This window comes from Paenibacillus sp. S28, from assembly GCF_016624415.1.
Lineage (GTDB): Bacteria > Bacillota > Bacilli > Paenibacillales > Paenibacillaceae > Paenibacillus_AQ > Paenibacillus_AQ favisporus.
Genome location: NZ_JACVTM010000014.1, coordinates 116,195 through 140,706 on the forward strand (window position 1 = coordinate 116,195; position 24,512 = coordinate 140,706).

Here is a 24,512-nt window from a genome sequence, read left to right on the forward strand (position 1 = left end):
AAATAGAACGAGCAGGCCGTCCTCCCATTTCAAGGAATCAGCCTGCTCCTGTTCAGCCGTTCAATGTAATTATTTGCTCAGCGTTTCGGTCAGCACCGGTACGATTTGGGATTTACGCGACACAACGCCCTTCAATACGGCCGTATGGTTCTCAAGCTTCACGTTATAAGCCGTTTCAACCGCAGCAGCGGATTTTCCGAGGGCCAGCGCCACGGAATCGTTGTTCAGGATATCCGTTACGACAAACACGAACAGATCGAGACCTTTCTCGCTGATGATCGCGTTCAGGGCGTCCTCCAGTTCAGCCTGACGGTTCAGGACGTCGTTAGGGTCCACCGTGTTCACTTGGGCGATTTCCACTTTGCTGCTGCCCATTTGGAATTCTTTGGCGTCCAGGGAGATCAGCTCGGCAATCGTCTTGCTGCTGACATCTGCACCCGCTTTAAGCATGTCCAGCCCGTACTGCTCCAGGTTGACTCCGGCGATGTCGGCGAGCTCGCGTGCAGCGGCTACGTCCTCCTCGGTGCAGGTTGGGGATTTCAGCAGGAGCGTATCGGATACGATCGCGGATACCATCAGACCGGCGATTTGCGGCGTAACTTCAACGCCTTTTTCCTTGAACAGCTTGTTCAGGATCGTTGCCGTGCAGCCTACAGGCTCTGCGCGGTAGTACAGCGGATGGCTTGTCTCGAAATTCGCGATGCGGTGGTGGTCGATAACCTCGCTCACGCGCACCTGATCGATGTCGCTCGCGCTTTGCTGGCGCTCATTATGGTCAACGAGAATAACCTCGCTTGCTTCGTTAGCCACGGTTTCCACTTGGCGAGGGGCCTCGGCTTTGAAATAATCCAGCGCAAACTGCGTTTCGCCGTTGACGGCGCCCAAACGAACCGGCTCCGTATTATGGCCGAGCTTATTTTTGAGGTAAGAGTATACGATTGCCGATGTGATCGTGTCCGTGTCCGGGTTTTTGTGCCCGAAAATCAATGTTTTTGCCATGGTTTCAACTGCTCCTTTATCGTTTGGAATAAATGAAGACTTGGTTCATGCCGTAATCTACATACGATTATAGCGGGAATTGGGCTATATTCCAATTCCTTTACAGAGATTTATTCCTGAAGGCTTGATTACAGCCTGATTTCGGGAGGCGTCTTGGCCGGAATCCGCTTCAGCGGCTGGCCCTCTTTATAATACAGCGACGGATTCAGCAGCACATAGAAAATATGGGTATGCGGGCAACCGAGGTTCTCGAGGATCCGGTTGATGTTCTCGGCGATCGCATGATGCTTCTCTTCCTCGCGCGGGAACATGAAAATTTCCACGGACCGGGGGCTGTTTGTGATTTTTTCCACATGTAAAAGCTCAATTTTGACGATTTCTTCCGGAATGTTGGCGATTCCTGAAATGCATTCGATAATGGCCGGTGCGGCGGTCTCCACCACATTCTTTTCAAAACCTGTAAATCTGACAAAAGGCAAAGCCGTTCCCTTCTTTCTCTTTCTTTCTAAAGCTGTGCCCGATCTAAATATATCGGCATTACTAACCTACCATAAAAACGGCAAAGGAGTCACCTCCCCAAAGAGATCACTCCTCAATGCCAATGGATACTGCTGATACCCAAATCCGATGCCTGGCCCCGCTATTCCATAATTTTCGACGGGTTGGCGACGACGTCGATTTTCTCCTGCACGCGCTCCGGGCTCCCCAGAAAATGGCGGTTCAGCGGCTTCAAATCGTCGTCCAGCTCGTACAGAATCGGCACCGCGGTCGGGATGTTCAGATCCACGATGTCCTCCTCGCTGATATTTTCCAGCACCTTCATCAAGGCCCGCAGGCTGTTCCCGTGCGCGACGACGAGCACCTTCTTGCCCGCCTTGATCTGTGGCACGATCTCCGCTTCCCAGTAAGGGAGCACGCGCGCGATCGTATCCTTCAGGCTTTCTCCCAGCGGAATCTCCTGCTTCGTCAAGTTGCCGTAGCGCTTATCCTTGGGAGGGTAGCGGTCATCGTCGGCCGTAATCTGCAGCGGGGGCACGTCGTAGCTCCGGCGCCACAGCATGACCTGCTCCGCGCCGTATTTCTTCGCCGTCTCTTCTTTGTTAAGTCCCTGAAGCGCGCCGTAATGCCGTTCGTTCAGCTTCCACGATTTGCGGATCGGGATCCACAGCAGGTCGTTGACGTCCAAAATATAATTCAGCGTTTTGATCGCCCGCTTTAATACGGACGTATATGCGATATCGATTTCATAGGGAATATCCTGCAGCAGATGCCCGGCCTTGATCGCTTCCTGGACCCCTTTGTCCGTCAGATCGACGTCCGTCCAGCCGGTGAACCGGTTCTCGCGGTTCCACTCGCTTTCCCCATGTCTGACCAAAACCACCTTGTACATGGTGCCACACTCCTTTACTGCCTTACTCGTAACAAACTACCGGTATAGCTTTTAACCGATAAGCATTTTTTAAACTTTTTCTTTTCATGCCAATCATTTTGCATACAGGTTGCGGGTGAGCTGCCGTCCCTTGCAATCTATTGTTTGCGGACCCTCAGCCCTTCCCAACACATGCTCTGCAGAGGTTCCCGCTGGGGTAGACTCCGGGACGTTCGGCGGTTGCCTAACAAGCCGGGCAGATTTACAATAACTACTGTTACATCATAATCGGAGAACGACGGAGGTACAATAATGAGAAATGCTTATTTGTTCGGCCAAATCGAGCGCGTGCGCACGGGCATCATTAACAAGGTGTCCGCGCTGCCTGAATCCAAGCGGGATATCGTCCCCGACGGATTCAACAACAATATCCACTGGCACCTCGGGCATTTGCTGGTCATATCCGACATGCTCGTGCTCCAGTACAGCGGCAAGGACGGCGTCATTCCGGCAGAATACCGCCCTTATTTTGCTTCGGGGACGAAACCGGCGGATTGGCAGGGCGAGGCACCGGCGTGGGATACCCTGATTTCGCAGCTCACCGAGCAGATTCGCGTGTTCCAAGAGCAGCTCGGTGACGACCTAAATCAGCCAGTCGCCAAAGCGGACAACTTTGCCAAAGCCGAGACGATCGACGAGCTGCTGGTCATGAACATTAATCATGAAGCATCGCATGCCGGCATGATCAACGCCATGCTGAAGAAGCTGGCCTGATATCGGATCAGCAGACAGCACAAGGCAGCCCTTCTCTCCGTGTCGGAGAAAGAGGCTGCCTTCATTTTTGGAAAGAACACCGGTTAGAAAACGACGGTGGTAACCTTGAGTTGGGGATGGGTACGCGTGGCCCCCCCCCGCTATCGCCATTAAACGAAGCATTGATTCATAACCCAATGCGGAGCGGCATGGCGTGTCGTCAAAACGGATTAGCGATAGTCGTCATGCAGACGCCACCAGATGTAAGGCTGGGTTTGCGGCCATCCTTCAGGCGAATCCTCCCACGTTTCCTGGCGGCCAAAGGGTGTCAGGTCGAGCAAATTGAAGTCCGCGCGGATCCGGTCGACGCCGCGGGAGGCCGTGAAATAGGTGCGGAACACCTCATCTCCATCGCGGAGAAAGACGCTTAAGCCGAATCCGCCCCCAGCCCCCATGTCATTGTTGAATTCGTTCCCGTTCGAAGAGAACCAGGGTACATTCCAGCCCATCCGGTCTTTGAACGGCTGGATCTGAGACAGGGGCGCGGGGGAGACGAGAATAAAGGTCGTATCACGGGCATTCAGATGGGCAAGGTGACCGATGTTGTCGACAAAAGAGGAGCAGCCTGTGCAGCCTTGACTGGCTCCCGGAGCCATCATGAAGTGGTACACCACGAGCTGGCGGCGTCCTTCAAAAAGATCAAGCAGTCGCGCTGGACCACCTGGTCCCTCGAACATATAATCTTTGCCGATCCGTACCATCGGCAGCCTGCGGCGCTCTGCGGCCAGCGCGTCCAGCGCGCGGGTAAGCTCCTTCTCTTTGACGAGCAGCTTGTCGCGCGCTTCCATCCACTCTTGTTCCGAAACGATTTGCGGAAGTGCTGTGTTTTTCGTATCCACGGGTATCCTCCTCCAAGTTTTGAGGATTCGTTGATTCTGCCATTATCCTATATAGATTGAACTAAAGTTGCATGAACTTCCTGTAATAACGGCCCGACAGTTGCCCTATAACATTCATTTCTTTAGTTCATTCTATCCTAGCATGTTTCATTTCCCGGGATTTCTCATGAATTGCGGAAAATGATATTCATTTGCATATTACCGATGTTCTGGAACCGCAGGCTCCATTCAGACGTTCTATATAGAAAGGAGCTGATGGATATGAACGTGTATCTGATCATCTTTGGGCTGATCTTGATTGGAGGCGGCATCATGAACCGCCGGAACCCGGGGAGGGGATGGCGGAGCAGTGAAAGCTGGAAGACAGAAGAAGAAGCGGAGCCCAGCGAATCCTACCTGGAACTCCAAAAGATCCGCGGCTTCCTTGCGATCGTGCTCGGCTCGATTTTTATCGTGATCGGGTTGTTTATGCTGTTGTTTTTATGACGGCCCCTTTTCCAGAGAACAGACCATTTTGAAGTTTCCGGGTACCGCCTGGAACCCCAGCAGATCGCGGTTGATGCGAAGCATGGGACCGTTCAGCGAATCGTTGTGGGTTCGCAAATAAGGCACACCGGCAGCGCGTGCGGTTTGTATGGCCAACAGCTTCAGCGCCAGCCCGATCCGCCGGCCCCTATACTCCGGCAGCACACCGGTAAACTGGTGGTACATCGCCTGGGTTTGTTCGTTCTGCTGCAAGGTCACGACGCCGACATAGCGGTCCCCGTCCTTAGCGATATGTACATACTCCGGCCGCACGCCGGCCATGTTAATGTTCCATTTCTTCCATTCCTCAAACCAGGGGAAATCCTCGTTGTATCCCGGAATGTCCTGATGGGCGATCCTGTACAGCTCATGAAGCTTTCGTTCCTGCGCCTCTCCAGGCTCATCCTTCAGCGTCACGAACATAATGCCGGATGACTCGGCGCTGCGAATGCTTGGCAGCAAAGCTTGGTCGGTAAAAGACGACAGGTCCAGCACAGATTCAAAGGTGTGGCGTTCCAGCAGGTAGCCCCGGCGTTCCGCAAACGCCAGCGAGGCCCCGTCATTCTCCCTCATAAAACAAACGAGACGGGAAGCCTTAACCATGCGTGCCCCCTCGCGCACTTCCCGGGACAGAGCCCTGCCGGCTCCGCGGCCGCGTTCATCCGGATGGACGACAAGAGTAACGTTGAGGCTGCCGGGTTCGTTCCAGGGCGCACGCCAGGCGATGGCGTAACCGATGACCTCTCCCTCCCCGTTCACCGCGACCCATTTCGGGCGATCCCAGCCCATTAGCCGCCCCTCTTCGTCGTAATGGAGCTGGCCCGGCGGAATGCTTTCCTCTTCGTCCTGCAGCTGCTTGGCGGTGACGGGTTCCGACCAGATCAGGCTCAGCAGCGCCGCGGCCGCTCGAAAATCCTCCCTGCCAAAACGGCGAATCGTAAAGTTTGACAATATGTATTCCTCCAAAAAATGGTATTGGTCTGCCTCGCTCATTATCTCATGCAATCACCTTGATGAAGCGATAAAGTTTGGATATAGCGTTTTTTTCCTTAGCCGGAGCGCTTTCCGCTCCCCCACGTGCTCATATATATTAATCTTTGAAAATCAAACTTTTGCACGCTATCATCTGTCCGATACCGATTTGTGAAGCCGGCATAGAATATATCAATCTTAAGAAAAGGAGTGATATATTTGGCAAACAGCGATGTACGTCTTGCCCTTTGGTCCGGCATTAATTTTACGGGCCGCAGAATTTTGTTCAGACGCGGTGGAGTTGCGGTCCGCGACCTTGGAGCTTTCCGCTTCGACAATCTTCTCTCCAGCTTCCGTCTCAGAAATACGGTGCAGAGCAATCAAGTGACACTTGTTTTGTTCTCACGGATTAATTTCCAGGGATCTTTCCGCGTGTTCCGTGGCAGCCAAAATGTAGCCAACCTGGGCAATTTCAACTTTAACAACGTCACGTCTTCTTTCATCCTCGTTGGACGCAACCTGACGAACGCCGAAATTTCCCAAATCCAAAGCACCGGCAGACCGCCGCAAGACATTCTTATCATCAGACAGTAACCATCTGCAAAGGGTACCCGACAGGGTACCCTTTCTCATGTAACCAAATCCCCGCATAAGATGGAAAGTGAACAAAATAAAGAACCTCCCGCATGTCTTCCCGTCAAGGAAGACATCCTGCAGAAGGCCAAGGTCGCAAGAGAGGCTTCGATCAGATTTTTAATTCCCCAAGCTTGATCAGCTCGACAACGGCCTGAGAACGGCCTTTGACGTTTAATTTCTGCATCACATTGGAAATATGGTTCCGGACCGTCTTCTCGCTGATAAATAACTGACCGGCGATATCGCGTGTCGTTTTGTCCTGAACGAGCAGTTCAAATACTTCGCGCTCACGATGAGTCAACAAAAATTTGCTCTTATGATCGTTCCCCTTCAATGGTGTCACCCCTCCTTGCTCGGGTTTGTATGGTATAACAAGGTAAAGGGATACAGTCAACTCATATTATGTAAGGCACCGGGCTTTGGTGTCGTTATGCTTAAAAATTAGGCACCTGCCTTGAAAGGGCTTACAATAAGGGAGATTTCGGCATTTTAAAATGGCAGTTGACACATCGTCGGTAACTCATTATGATGTTGCTATCAATGAAATTGAGAATCATTATCAAATTGATCTTTCCCCCGTTTCTTCTATAAGAAATAGAGGAAATTTTTCTTGCGGTTACAGAATCATTCAGCGCCGCTGAAAATGTACACATTCTATAATCTAAAAAAAGGAGCTGCTTTGAACTTGAAGTTACATACGATCATCCCCGCTGGTATTATCCTCTCCTCCCTGCTCTTCGCAGGCTGCTCGGAGAAAGAAAGCGCGGATTCTGCTGCCAGCGAGGCAAAGACTGAGACGTCAGCCGCTAATACTGACACATCGGCGCCAAGCGCCGGTACCGATACAGCTGCGGCGCAGACGGCCGATTTCAGCGCAGCCGTGGAATCCTACCGCACCTTCGCGGTGGAGCAGTGCGATCAATTCGTGAAGCAAACGGAAAAATTCACCGAAGCGGTGAAAGCCGGCAAGCTCGAGGAAGCGAAGGCCCTATATGCCCCGGCCCGTTCCTATTACGAGCGGATCGAACCGATTGCCGAGGCGCTTGGCAATCTGGATCCCGACATTGACGCCCGCGTGAACGATGTGGATGCCGCCGAATGGCGCGGATTCCACCGGATCGAGAAGGGACTGTGGGAGGATAAGACGACCAACGGCCAGGAAGCCTTTGCCGACCGGCTTCTGCAGGACGCGCAGCTGCTCCGTGCCAAGGTGGAGACGGTCGATATTGACGCCAGCCTGATGGTAACCGGAGCGGTTGAGCTGCTGAACGAAGTGTCTTCCTCCAAGGTAACCGGCGAGGAGGAGCTGTACTCCCACACGGACTTGTACGATTTTGCGGCCAATGTAGAAGGCGCAGCCAAAATTTACGAAATCCTGAAGCCCGACCTGGCCAAAAAGGACCCGGATCTAGAAAAGCAGATCGGGGAGCGATTTGATGCGCTCAAGAAAGAGCTGGACGCCTACAAGAAAGGCGACGGATACGTCAGCTACACCGAGCTGAAAGAGGACGAAGTCCGCAAACTCAGCCAAAACCTGGATGCCCTGGCGGAGCCGCTGTCGAATATGGGCACCCTGCTTGGAGTGTAAAGCATGTCAAACCGTGAGCATGAGGAAACCAAAGATTCGTCGATTTTGAAAAAGCCGCTGTCCCGCCGCGACTTGTTGCGGCTGGCGGGCACCGGCGGCCTGGGACTGATCATCGGGGGCGCCGGTATCGGCGGCCTTTTCGCCGCGAAGGAGCGGAAGACTGCGGCAGCTGTTGCCGGCCAGCCTGACACCGAAGACCGCATCCCGTTCTACGGGAAACATCAGGCCGGCATTATCACCCCTTCGCAAAACTTCATATACTTCGCCGCTTTCGACGTGACCACGACCGATGCGAAGGAGCTGAAGAAGCTGTTTCAAGCCTGGACCGCCGCAGCTGCGGCCATGACCGAAGGCTCCATGCTCGGGGAAGAGAGCGCCAATCACAACCTGCCGCCGGTGGATACCGGAGAATCGGCAGGTCTTTCACCTTCCCGGCTGACCCTGACGTTCGGCGCGGGGCCGTCCCTGTTTGATTCGCGTTTCGGGCTCGCCTCCAAGCGGCCGGCCAATTTCACCGATCTCCCGGCCTTTAACGGGGATCAGCTGGACGCCCGCTGGTGCGGCGGCGATTTGGCCGTTCAGGCCTGCGCGGACGACCTGCAGGTGGCGTTTCACGCCATCCGCAATCTGGCGCGCATTGCCCGCGGCACGGCCGTGCTCCGCTGGACCCAGGAGGGCTTCCAGCGGACCGGCAGCGCCGACCCCGCAGGCGGAACCCCGCGGAATCTGCTCGGCTTCAAGGACGGCACGGCCAATCCGGATACGACAAGCAGCGAGCAGATGAACCGGGTCGTTTGGGCCGGGGCCGAAGGCGGTGCAGCCTGGATGGCCGGCGGCAGCTACATGGTGGTACGCCGGATCCGGATGCGGATTGAGGTGTGGGACCGATCCTCCCTGAAGGATCAGGAGGAGACCTTCGGACGGTACCGGGCCAGCGGCGCACCGCTTGGCGGACAGCACGAGTTCGACAAGGTCGACCTGTCCGCCAAAGGGCCCGACGGATCGCCGGCTATTCCGGCCAATTCGCATATGGCGCTCGCCCGCGGAGACGGCTCCGTGCAGATCCTCCGCCGGTCCTATTCTTATTCGGGGGGCATGGACGCCAAGACCGGCCAGCTGGATGCCGGACTGCTCTTTATCTGCTTTCAGCGCGACCTGCAGAAGCAGTTCATCCCCCTTCAGCAGAAGCTTGCGAAGAGCGACCGGCTGAACGAATATATTCAGCATGTCGGGAGCGCGGTGTTCGCCTGTTTCCCCGGCGCCTCTTCGGGAGGCTATATCGGAGAGACGCTATTGTAGCCCGTAGATATCAAACTCTAGCAGAATTGACATAAAGGAGACTTCACCATGCTGCGAAGCAACCTTACACCTCGTACCGGACGACGGAACCGCCCGCTGCTCGGCGCCCTGCTGACCCTTGCGATGCTCCTCATGAGCATCTTGGCCCCGCGCGCCGAAGCGGAAGGAAATCCCGCCCTGGATTCCCTTCTGCCTTCTGTAGGCAGCGCCCTGGTTGAAGCGGGCCAGCAGGAATGGTCCAAAGCGAGCGAGGATCTGAACCAATTCAAACAGCTCTGGGAGCCGGTCAAAGCCGGGGACACGGATCATGCCGGCTTGACCGCGGCCGTCGACGCTGCGCTTCAAGACGCGCAGAGCAAGCTTGCAAGCGGCGGACCGGAGGCAAAAACCGCGCTGTCTGCATTGGCCAAGGCGGTCAACGCATACGTCACCGCGGCCGAGAGCCCGAGCGGATCTACTGGCGCCGCCATAAGCGGCGTGGAATCGGCCAAGAAGCTTCTGCCTCTGGCGCAGGACAGCTTGAAGGCCATGCAGGCGGGGGACTGGGACGCGGCCAAGCGAAGCTATCAGTCGATCGTGGATGCATGGCCGACGGCAGAAACTCCGATCCGCAGCGATAACTTCACGGTCTACGGACAGCTTGAAACCGGGCTCAGCCTCGTGCGGATCGCCCTCCAGGCTGAGCCGGTACGCGAAGAGCAGGCCGTGAAGGAAATGCAGAAGCTGACTACGCTGATGACCGGTTATACCGAAGGAAAAATCGCTGCTGCTGATTCCGGTAGTGACGGAAATTACCGGCTATCCGACGTGCTGGGCATCCTCGAAACCGCACGCCAAGATGCGCAGGCCGGCCGAAGCAGCGAAGCGGCGGACCAGATGACGAAGTTCATTTCCATCTGGCCGGCGGTCGAGGGAGAGGTGCGGGTATCCGCTCCGGACCTTTACACGGATATTGAAATTAAAATGTCGGCCGTTTCCGGTTACCTGCTCTCCAGTCCGCCCAAACTGGATGAAGCCGTAAAAATCATGGACGAGATGAAGTCCTCCCTCACCCCGCTTGCGGTCGATCACAAATATACCGCCTGGGATGCCGCACTGATTCTGCTCCGTGAAGGCCTGGAGGCCATTCTCGTGCTGTCCGCCCTGCTGTCTTATTTGAAGCGAAGCGGAAATACGCGCGGCCAGAAATGGATCTGGGGCGGAGCCGGGTCAGGCCTCGTCCTCAGCCTCCTGCTCGCAGTCGTGCTCACCTTCTCCATCTCCAAAGCGGCTTCAGGCAGCGCCCGCGAGCTGATCGAAGGCATCACCGGTCTGGTGGCCGTGGTGATGATGCTGACCGTCGGGCAATGGCTGCACAGCAAGTCAAACACGGCCGCCTGGAACAAATACGTGGGCAGCCAGATGGATCAGGCGCTGGCCCGAGGAAGTCTGTGGTCTCTTTTCGTGCTGGCTGGTATAGCCGTCCTGCGTGAAGGCGCGGAAACGACCATTTTCTATGCCGGGATGGCCTCCTCCATTGACATGGGGCAGCTGATCCTTGGAATCGCCGGCGCCTTTGCCGTTCTGGCCGTGCTCGCTTATGCGATTATCGTGCTCAGTGCCCGCCTGCCTCTGCGCGGCTTTTTCCTGGCGGCGACGGTGCTGATCTACTACCTGGTTTTCCGTTTCCTCGGAGACAGCATCCATTCGCTCCAGGTCTCGGGTCGCATTCCCGCCCATTCGGAAACCGGGCTGCCGTCCGTATCCTGGCTTGGCATGTATCCGACCTGGGAAACGTTCATTCCACAGATGGTCGTGCTTGCTTTCATGCTATGGCAGCTGATTCGCGTGGAACTGCGGAATACGCAGGGATCCAAGGCACGCGCATAAATCTCTTATAAAAACCGGACTCTAAGGAGTCCGGTTTTTTGCGCTTCGCTTTTACAGAAATTTAACATTCCCGCCCCTTGTAAACGTAAGACAAATGGCCTATGATGGGTATGAAACAAAAATTATTTTCTCTAAATTAGAATTAATCATTAAAATTATTTTCATTTTCTGCAGCATCAAATAGTTTTATCCAAGGAGGCTTGCGATTGGCACCTATATTACACGCCTTGGCGCAGGAGCAGGAACGGCTGTCCCAGCAGGAGCGCCGGATCGCCGATTTTATCCTCTCCTCCCCTTCCGAAGTCGTTCACATGGGGATCAAGGAGCTGGCCGAGCAGTGCGGGACCAGTCCCGCCACCGTGACCCGGTTCTGCAAAGCGTTCCATCTCAAGGGCTACCCGGATCTAAAGGTGAAGCTGTCCGCCGAAATCGCCCATACCGAAATGCAGGAGCGGAGCGGCATGTCTTCCTATCAGGATATCGTGGCTAACAATCCGTTATCCCAAATCGTAGAGGCCATGGAAGCGAATCACCTGGCCTCCATCCGCGACACGACGTCCCTGCTCGACATGGACCGTCTGGCCCAGGCGATCCGCCTGCTCTGCGCCGCCGATCGGATCGACTTGTACGGGGTAGCCACCTCGTCCATCGTCGCCCAGGATTTTTACCAGAAGCTGATCCGGATCGGTAAGAACTGTACCGCCTTCGCTGATTCACATATGCAAATTACTTCCGCCTCGACGTTGTCGGGCCGGGATGTGGCGGTCGCCATCTCCTATTCCGGGGAAACGCTCGAAACGATCGATGCGCTAGCCTGCGCCAAAGACAGCGGGGCAGCGACCATTTCGCTGACGTCGTACAGCAGCAATACGCTGGCTGCCATGGCCGATATTCCTTTGTTTGCCTCTTCCCTGGAAAAAGGAATGCGCCGGGGAGACATGGCTTCGCGCATCGCCCAGCTCCATCTCGTCGATATCCTCTTTATGGGGATGAACAGCGAGCAGTTCGGACAGTATGTTCCCAAGCTGGAGCAGTCCTACCATAACGTACAGAATTACCGAAAATCCAGAGGAGGTCATTTTCAAGCATGAACATTTATACGTTTAAAAACGAAGCTGATTTTAACGCCACCGGGGCCAGCCTGATCGCCAGCCTGCTTCATACCAAACCGAGAGCGGTACTCGGCCTGGCCACAGGCAGCACCCCGGTAGGAATTTATGGACGGCTTATCGAAATGTACCAGCAGGGCCTGGTCAGCTTTGCGAAAGCATCCAGCTACAATCTGGACGAGTACGTCGGCCTGCCTGAGGGCCATTCGGAGAGCTACCGTACCTTTATGAACGAGAAGCTGTTCAATCATATCGATATTCAGCTCGAAAATACGCATGTTCCAAACGGCAACGCCGCCGATCTGGAGGAAGAATGCGTCAAGTACGACGCCATGCTGGAGCAGAACGGCCCGGTGGACCTGCAAATTCTCGGCATCGGCCACAACGGGCATATCGGGTTCAACGAGCCCGATGACAGCCTGGACGGCGGAACGCACGTGGCTGAGCTTCAGGAAAAAACCCGCACGGCGAACGCACGCTTCTTCCCGTCGCTGGACGATGTGCCTAAGCACGCGATTACCATGGGGGTCGGCAGCATTCTAAAGGCCAAGCAGATTCTGCTGCTCGTTCGTGGCGAAGACAAGGCTGAGATCGTGAAGCGCGCGCTGAAAGGACCGATTACGACGCAGTGCCCGGCATCGCTGCTGCAATGCCATCCGAACGTCGTGGTGCTGCTGGATCAAGGTGCAGGGAGGTTGTTAGGATGAGTGAAGAAAACGTACAGCTCTTGTACGGCAAGGTCGTAACGCCGGCAGGGGTATTGGAAGAAGGAGCCGTCGCCATCCAGGACGGCAAGATCGTCTATGCGGGGCTTGCCCGCGATCTGCCGCAGCGCTGGACGGACTCTGCCGCAAGCCAACACAAATCGGACGGATACATCGTTCCCGGCTTTATTGATGTCCACGTGCATGGAGGCAACGGCCAGGACTTTATGGATTCAAACAAGGAAGTGCTGGATACCATTACCGCCTTCCACTGCTCACAGGGAACCACCTCGATTCTTCCGACGACCATGACCGCGCCAAAGGCGGCGATCGACCGCGTCCTCAAGGAGGTTCACGAGTATACGCAGCATGACATGCCTTACGCAACCGTTGAGGGCGTTCATTTGGAAGGGCCTTTTATCAGCCCGAAATGGCCGGGAGCGCAAAATCCGGAGCATATCGTCCTGCCAAATGTAGAATGGCTGGAAGAATGGGAAGCTGCGTATCCGGGTCTCGTTCGCCAGGTGACGCTGGCGCCGGAGCGCGAAGGCGCGCTGAACGCGATCGCCTGGATGACCGAGCACGGTATCAACGCCGCGCTGGGCCATACGGATGCGACGTACGACGAGGTGGAAGCGGCCGTGGAAGCTGGTCTGCGCCAAGGCGTGCATACCTTTAACGCAATGACGCCGCTGCACCACCGCAAACCCGGAACCGCAGGGGCGGTGCTGAGCGATCCGCGCATCCACGCGGAAATCATCGCCGACGGCATCCATGTGCACCCGGCCTGCATCTCCATCCTGGCCCGGTTGAAGCAGGATAACAATCTGCTCCTGATTACGGACGCCATGTCCGCAGCCGGACTCGGGGATGGGGAATACATGATCGGCGACCTTCCGGTTGAGGTGCATGACGGAATCGCTACCTTGAAGGGTCAGCGGGACAGTCTTGCCGGAAGTACCTTGACGATGATTAAAGGCTTCCGCTACCTCATCAACAACGTGGGCCTGTCGATCGAAGAGGCGTCCCTCGCCGCCAGCTTCAACCCGGCCAAACGGCTGCGGATCGAAGACCGCACCGGCACGATCGAAATCGGCAAGCAGGCAGACGTTCTGCTGCTGGATAACCAGCTGGATATTCAAGGCGTTTGGGTTAAAGGACGTAAGGTATTTTAAAAAACGAATTATGTATAAGGGGCTGTCCATAACAAGCTTATGGCAGCCCCTTTTTATCGGCAATTTTACCGATTGGTCGTATCAAAATGGTGTACGGGGGCATTGTAATTGGTAGTACGGTTGCCATTCCCGGCATTCATTGGGAAGATTCGCTCCACCATCGTCGACAGGTCGGACATGAGTCCTTTGATCGGATGTCCTCCTTGTGTTTGTGCCGATAAGTTAGCCAATCCTTGGACAAAGCCCGGATTTGCAGATACATAGACGTTCTTGATTGTGTTATCCGTGCTCTTGATCGTATTGGCGATACGGTCTTTGATGTCGGACGTGATCGTGTCATTGCGGTAATCGCTGTATCCGCCGGCACCCATCAGGCCGGTACGGTTACCGGTGGAACCCATGGCATTGCCGGTACCCATACCGTTGTTGGTGCCGACCCCGTTATCCGTCGTGCCTGCCGTACCGTACGTCGTCATATTATAGCCGTTGTTCCCCGTAATGCTGGCCCCTTTAGACGAATAGTTGCGGATGTTATGATGTGCTGCGGCGGCATTCGGAGCGGTTCCGCGAACGCCGTTACGCACCGTTCCCGATTTCGAACGGTTGTTGAAGCTGCTTCCATTGGCCGTTCCGGCATTGTTAAAGCTGCTTCCGTTCATCATGTTGTGGGTGCCGCTGAAGCTTTTTGCTCCCATGTTTCCGCCCGTGTTTCCGCCGGTATTGCTGGCCGTATCACGCAGGGACACGGCAACGTAGGCCGTATCACCGGCCACGAGAACGTTGGCGGATTTAACTTCCTTCATAGCTGCCACTTTATCGGACAGCTTTTGCGACAATTGGGCATTCGTCAAGTTATGGGTGGTCGCTGTGTTGCCGTTATTCGTGCTATTCGTATTGTATGTGTAGCCTTTCGGACTGATCAAGCCGTTTTCCCGCAGGGAATTCACGCCGATACGTCCCGTTCTGCCGTTGCCGTCAATGACGTTTTTGGTGCGGATGTTCGTATTTGCAGGCTCCTTCGTCGTACAGCCGGCAACACCGGCCATGCTCACGAGCAGGGCTGCTGATACCGAAAGACTAATCGCTTTGGATCGTAGCATGAGTTCATCCTCCATCTCTAATAGGTGTATTAATAACACCATTTAGGATGACCACCCGCATGATCCGGTATGCTGAAAGGTTTTGGCATGACGGGACCGGTGCTACTGCAGCTGCTCAAGTTCCAAATATGCATCCTTGGATACCAAATAAGCTAAAGGATCGCCACTGCGCAGGATCCACACCTGTTCGGGGTGATCCGATTCGACCGCGATGAGGTAAACTTCCGGTTCCTTTTTTAATCCGCTTAAAGTAACCGTAATGGTACCAACGATCACTTCATGGCTTAAAGCCGAAGCGCGGCGGGTACCCCCGTTTTGCCCCAACTCGTGAAGCTTTCGAATCCTCGATTCCGCTTGACTTACAGGGAGTTCGCTTCCATTAAGCAGCCATCCGCTCCCTGACATGCTCTCTCCCGCCGCAGCCGGTTCCCGCTGTAAAATCCAGGATTGATTTCTCCCTTCCCACTCCACACTCCGTACCTCTTTATCATTCCATTTGAATATCCCTGTCGACTCCTGGATCTGCTCTCCATTTGCAGCCATTGTTTCCCGGACCGGATCCGGCGGGTTCGCTTCACGATCCGCTATGAGTGTTGCGACAATAACGACCAAAAGCAGGCACCCGGCCGCTCCTAACCACTTCTTAACGTGCATGGCTCATCCCCCATTTGCTTGAAGGCATTCGGTTTTACCCTTCCTTGCCTTCATTTTACCCATCCCGCCCGAGATCTTTGCATCAGCCGCGGAAATGGTTGGATCGCCTAATACCGAACGTTTCTCCTCCACATACGATAGATCATGACCTAACACACAGGAGGTAGATGCATGAATACGGTTGTCGTGACAGGCGGCGCGGGATTTATCGGCTCGCATCTTGTCCGTCGTCTTGCGTCTCTTGGTTCGCAGGTGCATGTTATTGATAATCTGTCCACGGGCCGAGCCGAAAAAGTCCCTCCAGAGGCGGTTCTTCATACGCTTGATATTCGAAGCCCGGATGCCTATAAGATGATTACTTCCATTCAGCCGGATGCCGTTGTCCATCTGGCTGCGCAGGCGGATGTGCAGCAATCGATACGGGATCCTTTCCTGGATATGGACATTAACATTGGGGGCACGCTTAACATACTGAACGCCTGCAGGGAAGCAAAGGTCCGCAAGGTCATCTTTGCTTCCACATCAGGTGTATACGGTAACCTGCAAAAGGACATCATGACGGAAAGTGACCCCACGCTCCCGATTTCCTTCTATGGCCTTTCCAAGCTGGCCGGCGAGCAGTACATTCGTTTATACACATCCTTATTCGGATTGTCCCATGCTATTCTCCGCTTCGCCAACGTGTACGGACCGGGTCAGACCGCAAAGGGAGAAGGCGGCGTCGTGGCCATCTTTATGGACCGGATCCACCATGACCGGCAGCTGATTGTCAACGGCGACGGAAATCAGACGCGGGACTTTATTTATGTCAAGGATGTTGTCGAAGCTCTGATCGCGGCAAGCAGCCATCCTGAGGATTTGACTCTGCATGTCAGCACCGGAAAAGCGGCTACGGTTAACGATTTGGTGTCGTTCCTCCGCAAGTTTCATTCCCGGGAAATGAATGTGCAGCACGGCCCCGACAAGCCAGGAGACATCCGCCACAGCTGCTTATCGAATCAAGCGATTCAGCGAAAGCTCCTTTGGAAACCCGTCTATTCGCTGGAACAGGGGCTTCAAGAGACGTATCGAAGTTTCGCTGATAACTTGTAGCGGAATTTACGAGCTGAATAAATGGACAAACGAGCGGGGAGAACGGTTCGTTCTCATCTGGTCCTTGGTCCAGGGAAAAGGATCCGGAACTAGTACTTTCTATATCTTAAAACTAAACTCTTCCGCTGATCCTCTTTCAAAAACATCCGTCCCATAGGGCGGATGTTTTACTTACCTGATCTATTTATAACTAAGTCCCTCGTGAAATGGCCAAGAGCGGGTTCAGGGCACATGTCTACATAGCCGTATCGATCTAGCATTACATATGTTTAAATTTATAGCCATTCAAGACGTCTACCTACTCGTTAGCACGTCTCTCCCTCCCAGAAAATCCGGACCTGAACGGACAGGCCGAGCGGTTAGATCCGGATTTCGCTGCCCTTGTCTCATTATGGACGCCTTCAACGTTAGTTCAACCCCGTCCTTAAACGAAAATCATTTGTCACAGAATCTATGAAAATTCGTGATACTCCACTATTTTTGCTAATTTGGACAATCAACTAACGCAGTTTTAGTTATTCCGCGTACTATGCTACGAGATCGATCAAAGGGAGTTGGAAGAATGATGGTGGATATTCCGAAGTATAAAATCGGCGTAATCGGGCTGGGATATGTCGGATTACCATTGGCCCGGTTATTTCTCGAGAAAGGGCACATTGTATACGGCATCGATGTAGATGAACAAAAGATTAATATGTTACACAAGCGTCAACCCTATCTTTCGGATTATGAGAAAGGCGACATCCGGGAACTGTTCAGTAAAAATAGATTCTATGTCGGCAGTTCGTTTGATGTGATCGAAAAAGTTGATGTTATCATTATTTGCGTTCCAACACCGCTTGGGGATGACGATCAGCCTGATTTGAAGTATGTCATAGGGGCATTGCAAAGCTCGCTTCAGTATCTCCGACGGGGCCAGCTCGTCGTGCTCGAAAGCTCCACTTTTCCAGGAACGAGCGAGGAGCGAATTAAACCTATTCTGGAGTCAACCGGATTCCTGGTAGGAAGAGATATTTCACTCGCTTATTCACCAGAACGAATCGATCCCGGATCAAAATGGGAGTTGGAGAAAATCCCTAAAGTTGTAGGGGGCGTTACCCCATCATGTACAACTTTTGCCAAACAAGTGTATGGAGCCGTATTTGATCAAATCGTTGTAGTATCCTCACCAAGGGTTGCTGAAATGACAAAAATTTTGGAGAACTGTCAGCGTTACGTAAACATCTCGTTTATGAACAGCTTACTGAGATTGTGCGAGAAATTGGATATTAGTCTTTGGGAGGCCATTGAAGCTGCCGGAACTAAACCTTACGGTTTTACGAAGTATTACCCTGGTCCAGGGGTAGGTGGACACTGCATCCCCGTCGATCCCCTGTATTTATTATGGAAGGCAAGAGAACACGACAACGATTTGCCTTTCATTGAGCTTAGCCATCAGGTAAACAAGGATATGCCTGGATATATTGTAGAACGGGTTACAAAGGCTCTGCTTCCAAAAGAGCTTCCTGGGAGTCATATCCTTGTTATCGGCGTCACGTATAAAAAAGATGTGAATGATATTCGAGAGTCGGTTGCCATTCATATCATAGAGCAGCTTATAGCATCTGGAGCCCAAGTAGAATATTTTGATCCTTATGTCGATGAACTGAAAGTCGGAGAAACCAGACTTCATTCGATTGAGCTCACAGCCCGAAACATGAAACACTTCGATTGCACGCTCATTTTAACGGATCATTCCAATATCCCTTATGAGACCTTAGTGGCGCACACCCCTATCGTAGTTGACACACGTAACGCCACTAGAAATATAACAGATCGCAAAAATATCATTCTACTCTAATAAGAGGACTCATGGTGAAAATTTGCGGGAGGATATCCAAAAAAGGTTTCAATGGGATTTTAGATTGTTGACCAGTACTTTCTTACACGAGTGGCCGTAAGATATGTCAAACGGCAAACGATAAAAATATGATATCAACCTTCCGTTCATTCAACAAGGTATTATGCCAACCTACCATAGGCCCTGATCGTCTATCATTCTCCTTGTTATGAGGTGGCCTGTTCAGACATTCGCAATTCATTGTGCACCGAAGGAAGGGATCTTGATCACAAGGGGTGTACCTTATGGATATTTTAGTTACAGGCGGCGCAGGATTCATTGGATCCAACCTGGTGAAGAAATTGTTGTCCATGAATCACAGGGTATGGTCACTTGATAATCTGTCTACCGGCTCTCTTAAATTCCTTAACGAGGTTTTGCATCACCCGAATCACCGCTTTATTGAGGGTACCGTCTTGAACCGCGATCTCATGAAAACACTGATCCAACAAACAGATGTTGTTTTTCACTTATCCGCAGTACTTGGTGTTAAGAACACGGTGGAAAATCCGCTGAAAGTTATAGAAGGCAACATTGACGGTACAAGAAACGTACTGGAACTCGCTTATGAAATGGGGAGAAAGGTCGTCTTTGCCTCAACCTCAGAAGTATACGGTAAAAATCGTGATCTGCCGTTTCGTGAAGATTCGGACCGTGTTTATGGATCAACGTCCATTCATCGGTGGTGTTATGCGACTGCTAAATCGTTAGATGAACACATGTGCTTAGGCTATTCTCAGAAAGGCCTTCCGGTTACGATTCTGCGTTATTTTAATGCCTATGGCCCCGGTCAAACGAATTCCCAATATGGCATGGTTGTACCACGTTTTATTATGGCTGCCTTGGAAGGCCGGCCACTAGAGGTTTATGGAGATGGGTCACAATCCCGATGCTTTACGTTTATTGACGATACGGTGCAAGGGACAGTGAAGGCATTAAGCTCGAAAGCCGATGGCCTCATTTTCAATATTGGTTCTGAACAATCGATTACGATCAAGCAGTTAGCCGAGCTCGTGATTCGGATGACCGGGTCCTCGTCGGAGATGTTGATTAAGCCTTACGAGGAGGCATATGGACCCGGGTATGAGGACATGCCAGCCCGCAAACCGGATTTAACTCGATCCAAAGGGATACTGGGATATGATCCGCAAGTCGGTATTGATCTCGGGTTAGAACGGACGATCGAATGGTACCGGCGGGAGCTTGGGATACACCGATGAAGGACAGGAGGGATGCATAATGTTTCAATTTAAATTTATTATGGATTATTTTCAAGCAAAAGCTATGTCAGGACCTTATACGGAGGCCAATATGCGGGCCAAATGGCTGCCTCGTTTTTGTCCGCCGGATTTACGGATCGCTTTTGCTCCCAATCCGGGGCAAGTGCCCATCTATCCGAGTAACGCGTTGCTGGTCGATAAATACGCTCCCGGCTGGTGGAACCATTTTGTTCAGAACTACACACCGGATTTTCAGGTTTACAAAGGGGATTTTTGGAGCACGGGACCTAATTTCGACCAGCACCGTCCGATCGAGCGCCATGTACCGATGGTTGTCTATTCGGAGTTCCAAAAGCAGTATATGCAGGAGTACAATTACCCAGCTCATCTCATGCATATCATTCCAAACATTGTTGACAGCGAAATCTTTTACCCCAGAAGGAAAAGCAGTGAGACTGTGGTCGGATGGATTGGTCATGATTTGAATGGTCTGTTGAAGGGGCCTGAGGTTATGCCGTTTCTCGCACGAAGGTTCCCGCACATTCGGTTCGAAATGATCCTATCCGCCCCGCCTAGTAATCAGCATGGCTGGTTAAACGACCATCCCCCGAACCTTTTTATCCGAACGAATGTACCACATCATCAGATGGCGGAGATTGTAGGCAGCTGGCATATCCTGATTTGTGGCAGTAAGACTGAAAATTGCCCCAACCAAATTTTAGAAGCCATGTCTTGTGGTGTCCCGGTTATCGCAGCCGCAATGGGTGGGATCTATCATGTCGCATCGAGTCAACGGCTGATTTTTGACGTAAACTGGGGGTCCCCCCCTTATTGGTGGCTCCCTGATGCCCTGGAGAAATACGCCTCCGCCCTTCAAGAACTTCTTTTCAATGATGCTTACCGGAACTATCTTTCGCAGCTTGCTCTAAATGAGAGTAAACAGTTTGCACCCGAAGCAGTCTGCAAGAAGTGGTATGAATTCATGTATTTATGCCGTGATATCGCAGAAAGAGGAGTATAAATCATGCGGGTAGGTGTAATCGGTGCAGGCGTAATGGGTGAAAATCACGTTCGGGTTTATACTGCATTATCAAATTACTGCGAGCTGATCGGGATATATGACGCTGATCAAAAGCGGGCACAGCACATCTCCGCTAAGTACCAGACAATGGCCTTCAAAAGTATGGAGGACCTTCTTGGGCAGGTTGATGCGGTATCGATTGCAGTTCCCACTTTTCATCATTACCAAGTCGGCCTGGCTTGTATAGCCAAAGGTGTCCACATGCTGATGGAAAAACCTCTCGCTCAAAATATGAAGGAAGGTATGGATTTAAATAAACGTGCAGCTGAGGCCGGCGTGAAGCTGCAAGTAGGACATATCGAACTGTATAATCCCGTCATTCGGGTACTGCGGCAAATCATTGAGCAGGAAGATGTTGTTGCGGTAGACATTCATCGCATGAGTCCATTCGAAGCCAGATGGCAAAACGTCAATGTTGTCGATGACCTGATGATTCACGATATTTACATTATGAACCATCTGTTTAAGACAAAAACCGAGGCAATCCAGGCTGTCGGATACGTAGATCAAGGCATCATTCGTCATGCATCGGCACTCCTTCGGATGGACAATGGGATCATCGCGCAGGTAACGGCGAGTTATATTACGGAGGAGAAGATTCGAACGATTCGAATTGTGACGAAGACTGCTTTCATTCAAGCCGATTTATTGGATAAACATTTGCTTATCACCCGTTCGACTCGCTTTTATCAAACCTCGCTAAACATGAATTACACCCAACAAAATATCGTTGAAAAAATTGCTGTTCCTATACAGGAGCCCTTGTGGCTGCAGCTGCTTGATTTTATCACATGTATCAAAAACGGAACGCAGCCCAATGTACCTGGTGAGGGTGGACTTCTGGTCATGGAGATCACAGGTGAAATCACTAAGAAGATTTTACAAGCGGAGGAATCCAAATGAGTGAGCGGAATGATGATTCGACGAACGTGATCTCGACGAATGCGACGATCGGCAAAGATGTCGTACTCGGCCATCATATCGTTATTGAATCGGGAGTCACAATTGGAAACCATGTCCGAATTGGCCATCATACCGTCATACTTCAAAACACAATCATTGGAGATGACGTATCTATCGGAAACGGCAGTTACCTCGGTTGTCAACCTTTCAAAAATTCCAAAGTCATTCATAATGTCACAGATCAAAGAGGATTGGTCATCGGGAGAGGCGCAAGCATTGGCAACGGAACCGTTATTTATGCAGGTAGTCAACTAGGGGAAGACGTTATGGTCGGCGACTTGGCCAGTATCAGGGAACAAACAAACATTGGCCATTCGACGGTAGTAGGCCGCAATGCAAAAGTGGAATGCCGAACAAAGATCGGAAATCAATGCGTTATCCAAACCGGGGCCTATATTACCGCGGACATGATCATCGAAGACAACGTTTTTATTGGTCCGGAAGTTTCTACTTCGAATGACAAATACATGGAGCCTACAGAGGTTCCTCTGAAAGGGCCGCATATTAAGAAAGGAGCCAGAATCGGCAATAACGCGACGCTGCTGCCAGGTATCGTTATCGGAGAAAATGCGATGATCGGTGCAGGGGCAATCGTTACCAAGGACGTCACAGATGGAAAGATAGTCAAAGGCGTCGCGGCTAAGTGACTTGGAAGGAGAGTCTCTACCAATGAAGCATATTCCTTTATTTGATCCACAATCAGAATATCGGGTCTTACGTAATGAGCATATTCTTGATGCATTGTCCGAGGTTCTGGATAAGGGTATTTTTGTTGCAGGACCAGAGGTGAAGCGGTTCGAAGCGGAGATAGCGCTGCTTACTCAAGCTAAACATGCCATATCGACAGCAAATGGAACCGACTCTCTCATCCTCACCTTATTGGCAAATGGGATCGGACCTGGAGACGAGGTAATTACTTCTCCCTTTACATTTTTTGCTACAGCCGAAGCTATTGTACGCGTAGGGGCAACCCCAGTTTTTGCCGACATCGATGAGCGAACGTATAACCTTTCGCCAGCCCACGCGGAAGCAAAGATAACGGAACGTACCAAGGCGATCATCCCTGTGCACCTTTTCGGGCAGCCAGCAGATATGGACGCATTTGCCGAACTGGCACACCGTTATTCACTGATCATTATTGAAGATGCATGTCAGGCTATAGGTGCGGAATATAAAGGCAATCAGGTAGGCAGCTTAGGCCATGCGGGTTGCCTCTCCTTTTACCCAACTAAAAATCTAGGTGGCTTCGGCGATGGAGGCATGGTTACGAGTAATGACGACGAAATGGCAGATCGTATCCGGGTACTCGCTTTCCACGGGATGGGAAAGCTGAAATATTATCACGAGGCAGTTGGACTTAATAGCCGGCTGGACGAAATTCAGGCCTTAATGCTGAGAATCAAAATGCAAAAATTAAGCGCATGGACGAAACGCCGCCAGGAACTGGCTGAGCGTTACACGAATCAGCTCGCACATCTGAACGACGTAATCCTACCGTATTGCGATCCGGCTTGCAGCCATGTTTACCATTTATATGTCATACAGGTCCCGGATCCAGACAAATTATTACTCCACATGGATCAGCATGGAATTACTACTGCCCGCTATTATCCATGTCCGCTTCATTTACAGCAAGCATTCTCCTCTTTAAGTTATAGGGCAGGAGACTTTCCAGTTACCGAGAAGGTAGCTGAGCATGCGCTCGCACTTCCCGTGCATCCCTTTCTTACCGATGATCAGCAGCAGTATATCATGAATAAGCTTGCGGCTTACAGCCGCAGTAAATAAGGAGGTCAATACGTGAAATTCCAAAGGGTTCCTAATTTAGCCAGTATTGTAATAGGCGCTTATAATGCTTCCCGACATATTGAGGAAACGCTAGATAGCCTTATTCATCAAACCTATCCTCATATTGAAATTATTGTCGTAAATGACGGTTCCACAGATAATACAGATCTAATCATTCAACAATGGGTGATGAAGCATAGAAATCATCCCGTAATCAGAGAAAACAGATTTGTCTATCATCAGTTGCCTTATAATATTGGCTTTTCCGGTGCGTTTACCACCGGCTATTTCTTAGCAAGAGGCGAGTTCATCGCAACACAAGCGGCAGATGACATCTCACATCCAGAGCGGATTGAGAAACAGGTCAGATTTCTGCAGGAGAATACGAATTTCTGCCTTTGCGGCACATCAATAGCTTGGTTCGAAGATGGAAATTTTGAAAAGCAGTATGTCCTCGATTTTGTAAAGTATGGCTATGAGAACATTGCCGGCATATATATGTCTGGCGGGCATTGTGTATGCCATGGGACGCTGATGATGCGAGGCTCATTGTTCGATCTTCTCGGCGGGTTGGAGCGTTATCCGAGAGGAACGGAGACGGTTAGCGAAGATATGTATTTCATTACGCGTTATGTGCTTACAGGCTATTCGGTTGAGAACCTGCCTGAAATATTGTATTACTATCGCCGGTATCCGGAGCAACGAACTCAGCAATAATATTGATCGTATTTGATGGAGAGAAGTTCCTTAAGCGGGCCATATTGGAATTTGGATCCGGTCGTCTTGAAAAACAGGCGGCCGGATCATTTTATGATTACATAATCGTTAGTCCCGTGTC

The 24,512-nt window shown here is 52.0% G+C and carries 25 protein-coding genes; 17 read left to right on the forward strand and 8 right to left on the reverse strand.

Annotation, left to right across the window (positions count from 1 at the left end; translation table 11 throughout):
- Window positions 1-69: 69 nt before the first annotated feature.
- From IAE55_RS26365 to gpmA, 3 genes are all read right to left on the reverse strand, one after another.
- On the reverse strand, window positions 70-999 hold the full coding sequence (locus IAE55_RS26365) for a manganese-dependent inorganic pyrophosphatase (RefSeq protein WP_152398646.1): 930 nt from the start codon (window positions 997-999) through the stop codon (window positions 70-72).
- Window positions 1,000-1,127: 128 nt separating this feature from the next.
- Entirely contained in the window at window positions 1,128-1,478 is a 351-nt protein-coding gene (locus IAE55_RS26370) for a DUF1904 family protein (protein ID WP_089548421.1), read from the reverse strand.
- Window positions 1,479-1,639: 161 nt separating this feature from the next.
- Entirely contained in the window at window positions 1,640-2,389 is a 750-nt protein-coding gene (gene gpmA, locus IAE55_RS26375) for a 2,3-diphosphoglycerate-dependent phosphoglycerate mutase (protein ID WP_076174196.1), read from the reverse strand.
- A 291-nt stretch (window positions 2,390-2,680) separates the two neighbouring features.
- Between gpmA and IAE55_RS26380 the strand changes: the two genes are divergently transcribed.
- Window positions 2,681-3,142 (forward strand): DinB family protein, encoded by a 462-nt coding sequence (locus IAE55_RS26380; RefSeq protein ID WP_076174194.1) that lies wholly within the window; start codon window positions 2,681-2,683, stop codon window positions 3,140-3,142.
- A gap of 209 nt (window positions 3,143-3,351) precedes the next feature.
- Here IAE55_RS26380 and IAE55_RS26385 read toward each other — a convergent pair whose 3' ends face one another.
- Complete coding sequence (locus IAE55_RS26385; RefSeq protein WP_200634315.1) at window positions 3,352-4,020, reverse strand: DUF899 domain-containing protein; 669 nt, start codon at window positions 4,018-4,020, stop codon at window positions 3,352-3,354.
- Window positions 4,021-4,281: 261 nt separating this feature from the next.
- Here IAE55_RS26385 and IAE55_RS26390 point away from each other — a divergent pair, with 261 nt between their 5' ends.
- A complete protein-coding gene (locus IAE55_RS26390; protein ID WP_105446118.1) occupies window positions 4,282-4,506 on the forward strand; it encodes a DUF6199 family natural product biosynthesis protein in 225 nt (74 codons plus the stop codon).
- On the opposite strand, the gene IAE55_RS26395 is transcribed toward IAE55_RS26390, so the two are convergent.
- The gene (locus IAE55_RS26395) at window positions 4,501-5,496 is read right to left on the reverse strand and encodes a GNAT family N-acetyltransferase (protein ID WP_200634316.1); all 996 of its coding nucleotides are present in this window, start codon (window positions 5,494-5,496) and stop codon (window positions 4,501-4,503) included. The genes IAE55_RS26390 and IAE55_RS26395 overlap by 6 nt on opposite strands.
- A gap of 240 nt (window positions 5,497-5,736) precedes the next feature.
- On the opposite strand from IAE55_RS26395, the gene IAE55_RS26400 reads away from it, so the two are divergent.
- Entirely contained in the window at window positions 5,737-6,111 is a 375-nt protein-coding gene (locus IAE55_RS26400; protein WP_105446116.1) for a hypothetical protein, read from the forward strand.
- A 151-nt stretch (window positions 6,112-6,262) separates the two neighbouring features.
- Here IAE55_RS26400 and IAE55_RS26405 read toward each other — a convergent pair whose 3' ends face one another.
- Window positions 6,263-6,487 (reverse strand): helix-turn-helix domain-containing protein, encoded by a 225-nt coding sequence (locus IAE55_RS26405; RefSeq protein ID WP_036649309.1) that lies wholly within the window; start codon window positions 6,485-6,487, stop codon window positions 6,263-6,265.
- A gap of 351 nt (window positions 6,488-6,838) precedes the next feature.
- Between IAE55_RS26405 and efeO the strand changes: the two genes are divergently transcribed.
- The 6 genes from efeO (at window position 6,839) to nagA (ending at window position 13,897) form a co-directional block, all read left to right on the forward strand.
- Window positions 6,839-7,741, forward strand: a complete 903-nt coding sequence (gene efeO, locus IAE55_RS26410; RefSeq protein WP_200634317.1) for an iron uptake system protein EfeO — start codon at window positions 6,839-6,841, stop codon at window positions 7,739-7,741.
- 3 nt (window positions 7,742-7,744) lie between these two features.
- Window positions 7,745-9,040: an iron uptake transporter deferrochelatase/peroxidase subunit gene (gene efeB / locus IAE55_RS26415; protein WP_200634318.1), complete on the forward strand. Its 1,296-nt coding sequence runs from the start codon at window positions 7,745-7,747 to the stop codon at window positions 9,038-9,040.
- A gap of 48 nt (window positions 9,041-9,088) precedes the next feature.
- A complete protein-coding gene (locus IAE55_RS26420) occupies window positions 9,089-10,909 on the forward strand; it encodes an FTR1 family iron permease (protein ID WP_200634319.1) in 1,821 nt (606 codons plus the stop codon).
- A 206-nt stretch (window positions 10,910-11,115) separates the two neighbouring features.
- Complete coding sequence (locus IAE55_RS26425; RefSeq protein WP_076174180.1) at window positions 11,116-12,000, forward strand: MurR/RpiR family transcriptional regulator; 885 nt, start codon at window positions 11,116-11,118, stop codon at window positions 11,998-12,000.
- Entirely contained in the window at window positions 11,997-12,725 is a 729-nt protein-coding gene (gene nagB / locus IAE55_RS26430) for a glucosamine-6-phosphate deaminase (RefSeq protein WP_089548430.1), read from the forward strand. The genes IAE55_RS26425 and nagB overlap by 4 nt, the downstream gene beginning before the upstream one ends.
- Window positions 12,722-13,897, forward strand: coding sequence for an N-acetylglucosamine-6-phosphate deacetylase (gene nagA, locus IAE55_RS26435; protein ID WP_105446112.1), 1,176 nt, complete (start codon window positions 12,722-12,724; stop codon window positions 13,895-13,897). Before nagB ends, nagA begins: the two co-directional genes overlap by 4 nt.
- A 65-nt stretch (window positions 13,898-13,962) precedes the next feature.
- Here nagA and IAE55_RS26440 read toward each other — a convergent pair whose 3' ends face one another.
- Both IAE55_RS26440 and IAE55_RS26445 read right to left on the reverse strand, forming a co-directional pair.
- The gene (locus IAE55_RS26440; protein ID WP_200634320.1) at window positions 13,963-14,997 is read right to left on the reverse strand and encodes a YhcN/YlaJ family sporulation lipoprotein; all 1,035 of its coding nucleotides are present in this window, start codon (window positions 14,995-14,997) and stop codon (window positions 13,963-13,965) included.
- Window positions 14,998-15,099: 102 nt separating this feature from the next.
- Window positions 15,100-15,651, reverse strand: coding sequence for a hypothetical protein (locus IAE55_RS26445; protein WP_145163174.1), 552 nt, complete (start codon window positions 15,649-15,651; stop codon window positions 15,100-15,102).
- A 171-nt stretch (window positions 15,652-15,822) separates the two neighbouring features.
- Between IAE55_RS26445 and IAE55_RS26450 the strand changes: the two genes are divergently transcribed.
- From IAE55_RS26450 to IAE55_RS26485, 8 genes are all read left to right on the forward strand, one after another.
- Complete coding sequence (locus IAE55_RS26450; RefSeq protein ID WP_200634321.1) at window positions 15,823-16,743, forward strand: NAD-dependent epimerase/dehydratase family protein; 921 nt, start codon at window positions 15,823-15,825, stop codon at window positions 16,741-16,743.
- A 562-nt stretch (window positions 16,744-17,305) separates the two neighbouring features.
- Entirely contained in the window at window positions 17,306-18,583 is a 1,278-nt protein-coding gene (locus tag IAE55_RS26455) for a nucleotide sugar dehydrogenase (protein ID WP_313958133.1), read from the forward strand.
- Between the two features lie 284 nt (window positions 18,584-18,867).
- Complete coding sequence (locus IAE55_RS26460; protein ID WP_145029228.1) at window positions 18,868-19,842, forward strand: NAD-dependent epimerase/dehydratase family protein; 975 nt, start codon at window positions 18,868-18,870, stop codon at window positions 19,840-19,842.
- A gap of 19 nt (window positions 19,843-19,861) precedes the next feature.
- Window positions 19,862-20,863 (forward strand): glycosyltransferase family 4 protein, encoded by a 1,002-nt coding sequence (locus tag IAE55_RS26465; protein ID WP_200634322.1) that lies wholly within the window; start codon window positions 19,862-19,864, stop codon window positions 20,861-20,863.
- Between the two features lie 3 nt (window positions 20,864-20,866).
- Window positions 20,867-21,826 carry a Gfo/Idh/MocA family protein gene (locus IAE55_RS26470; protein ID WP_200634323.1) on the forward strand — a complete coding sequence of 320 codons (960 nt, stop codon included), beginning with the start codon at window positions 20,867-20,869 and terminating at the stop codon, window positions 21,824-21,826.
- A complete protein-coding gene (locus IAE55_RS26475; protein WP_234489878.1) occupies window positions 21,823-22,533 on the forward strand; it encodes an N-acetyltransferase in 711 nt (236 codons plus the stop codon). Before IAE55_RS26470 ends, IAE55_RS26475 begins: the two co-directional genes overlap by 4 nt.
- Before the next feature lie 22 nt (window positions 22,534-22,555).
- Window positions 22,556-23,674 carry a DegT/DnrJ/EryC1/StrS family aminotransferase gene (locus IAE55_RS26480; protein ID WP_200634324.1) on the forward strand — a complete coding sequence of 373 codons (1,119 nt, stop codon included), beginning with the start codon at window positions 22,556-22,558 and terminating at the stop codon, window positions 23,672-23,674.
- Window positions 23,675-23,686: 12 nt separating this feature from the next.
- Complete coding sequence (locus IAE55_RS26485; protein WP_145029236.1) at window positions 23,687-24,391, forward strand: glycosyltransferase family 2 protein; 705 nt, start codon at window positions 23,687-23,689, stop codon at window positions 24,389-24,391.
- The last annotated feature ends 121 nt before the right edge of the window (window positions 24,392-24,512 follow it).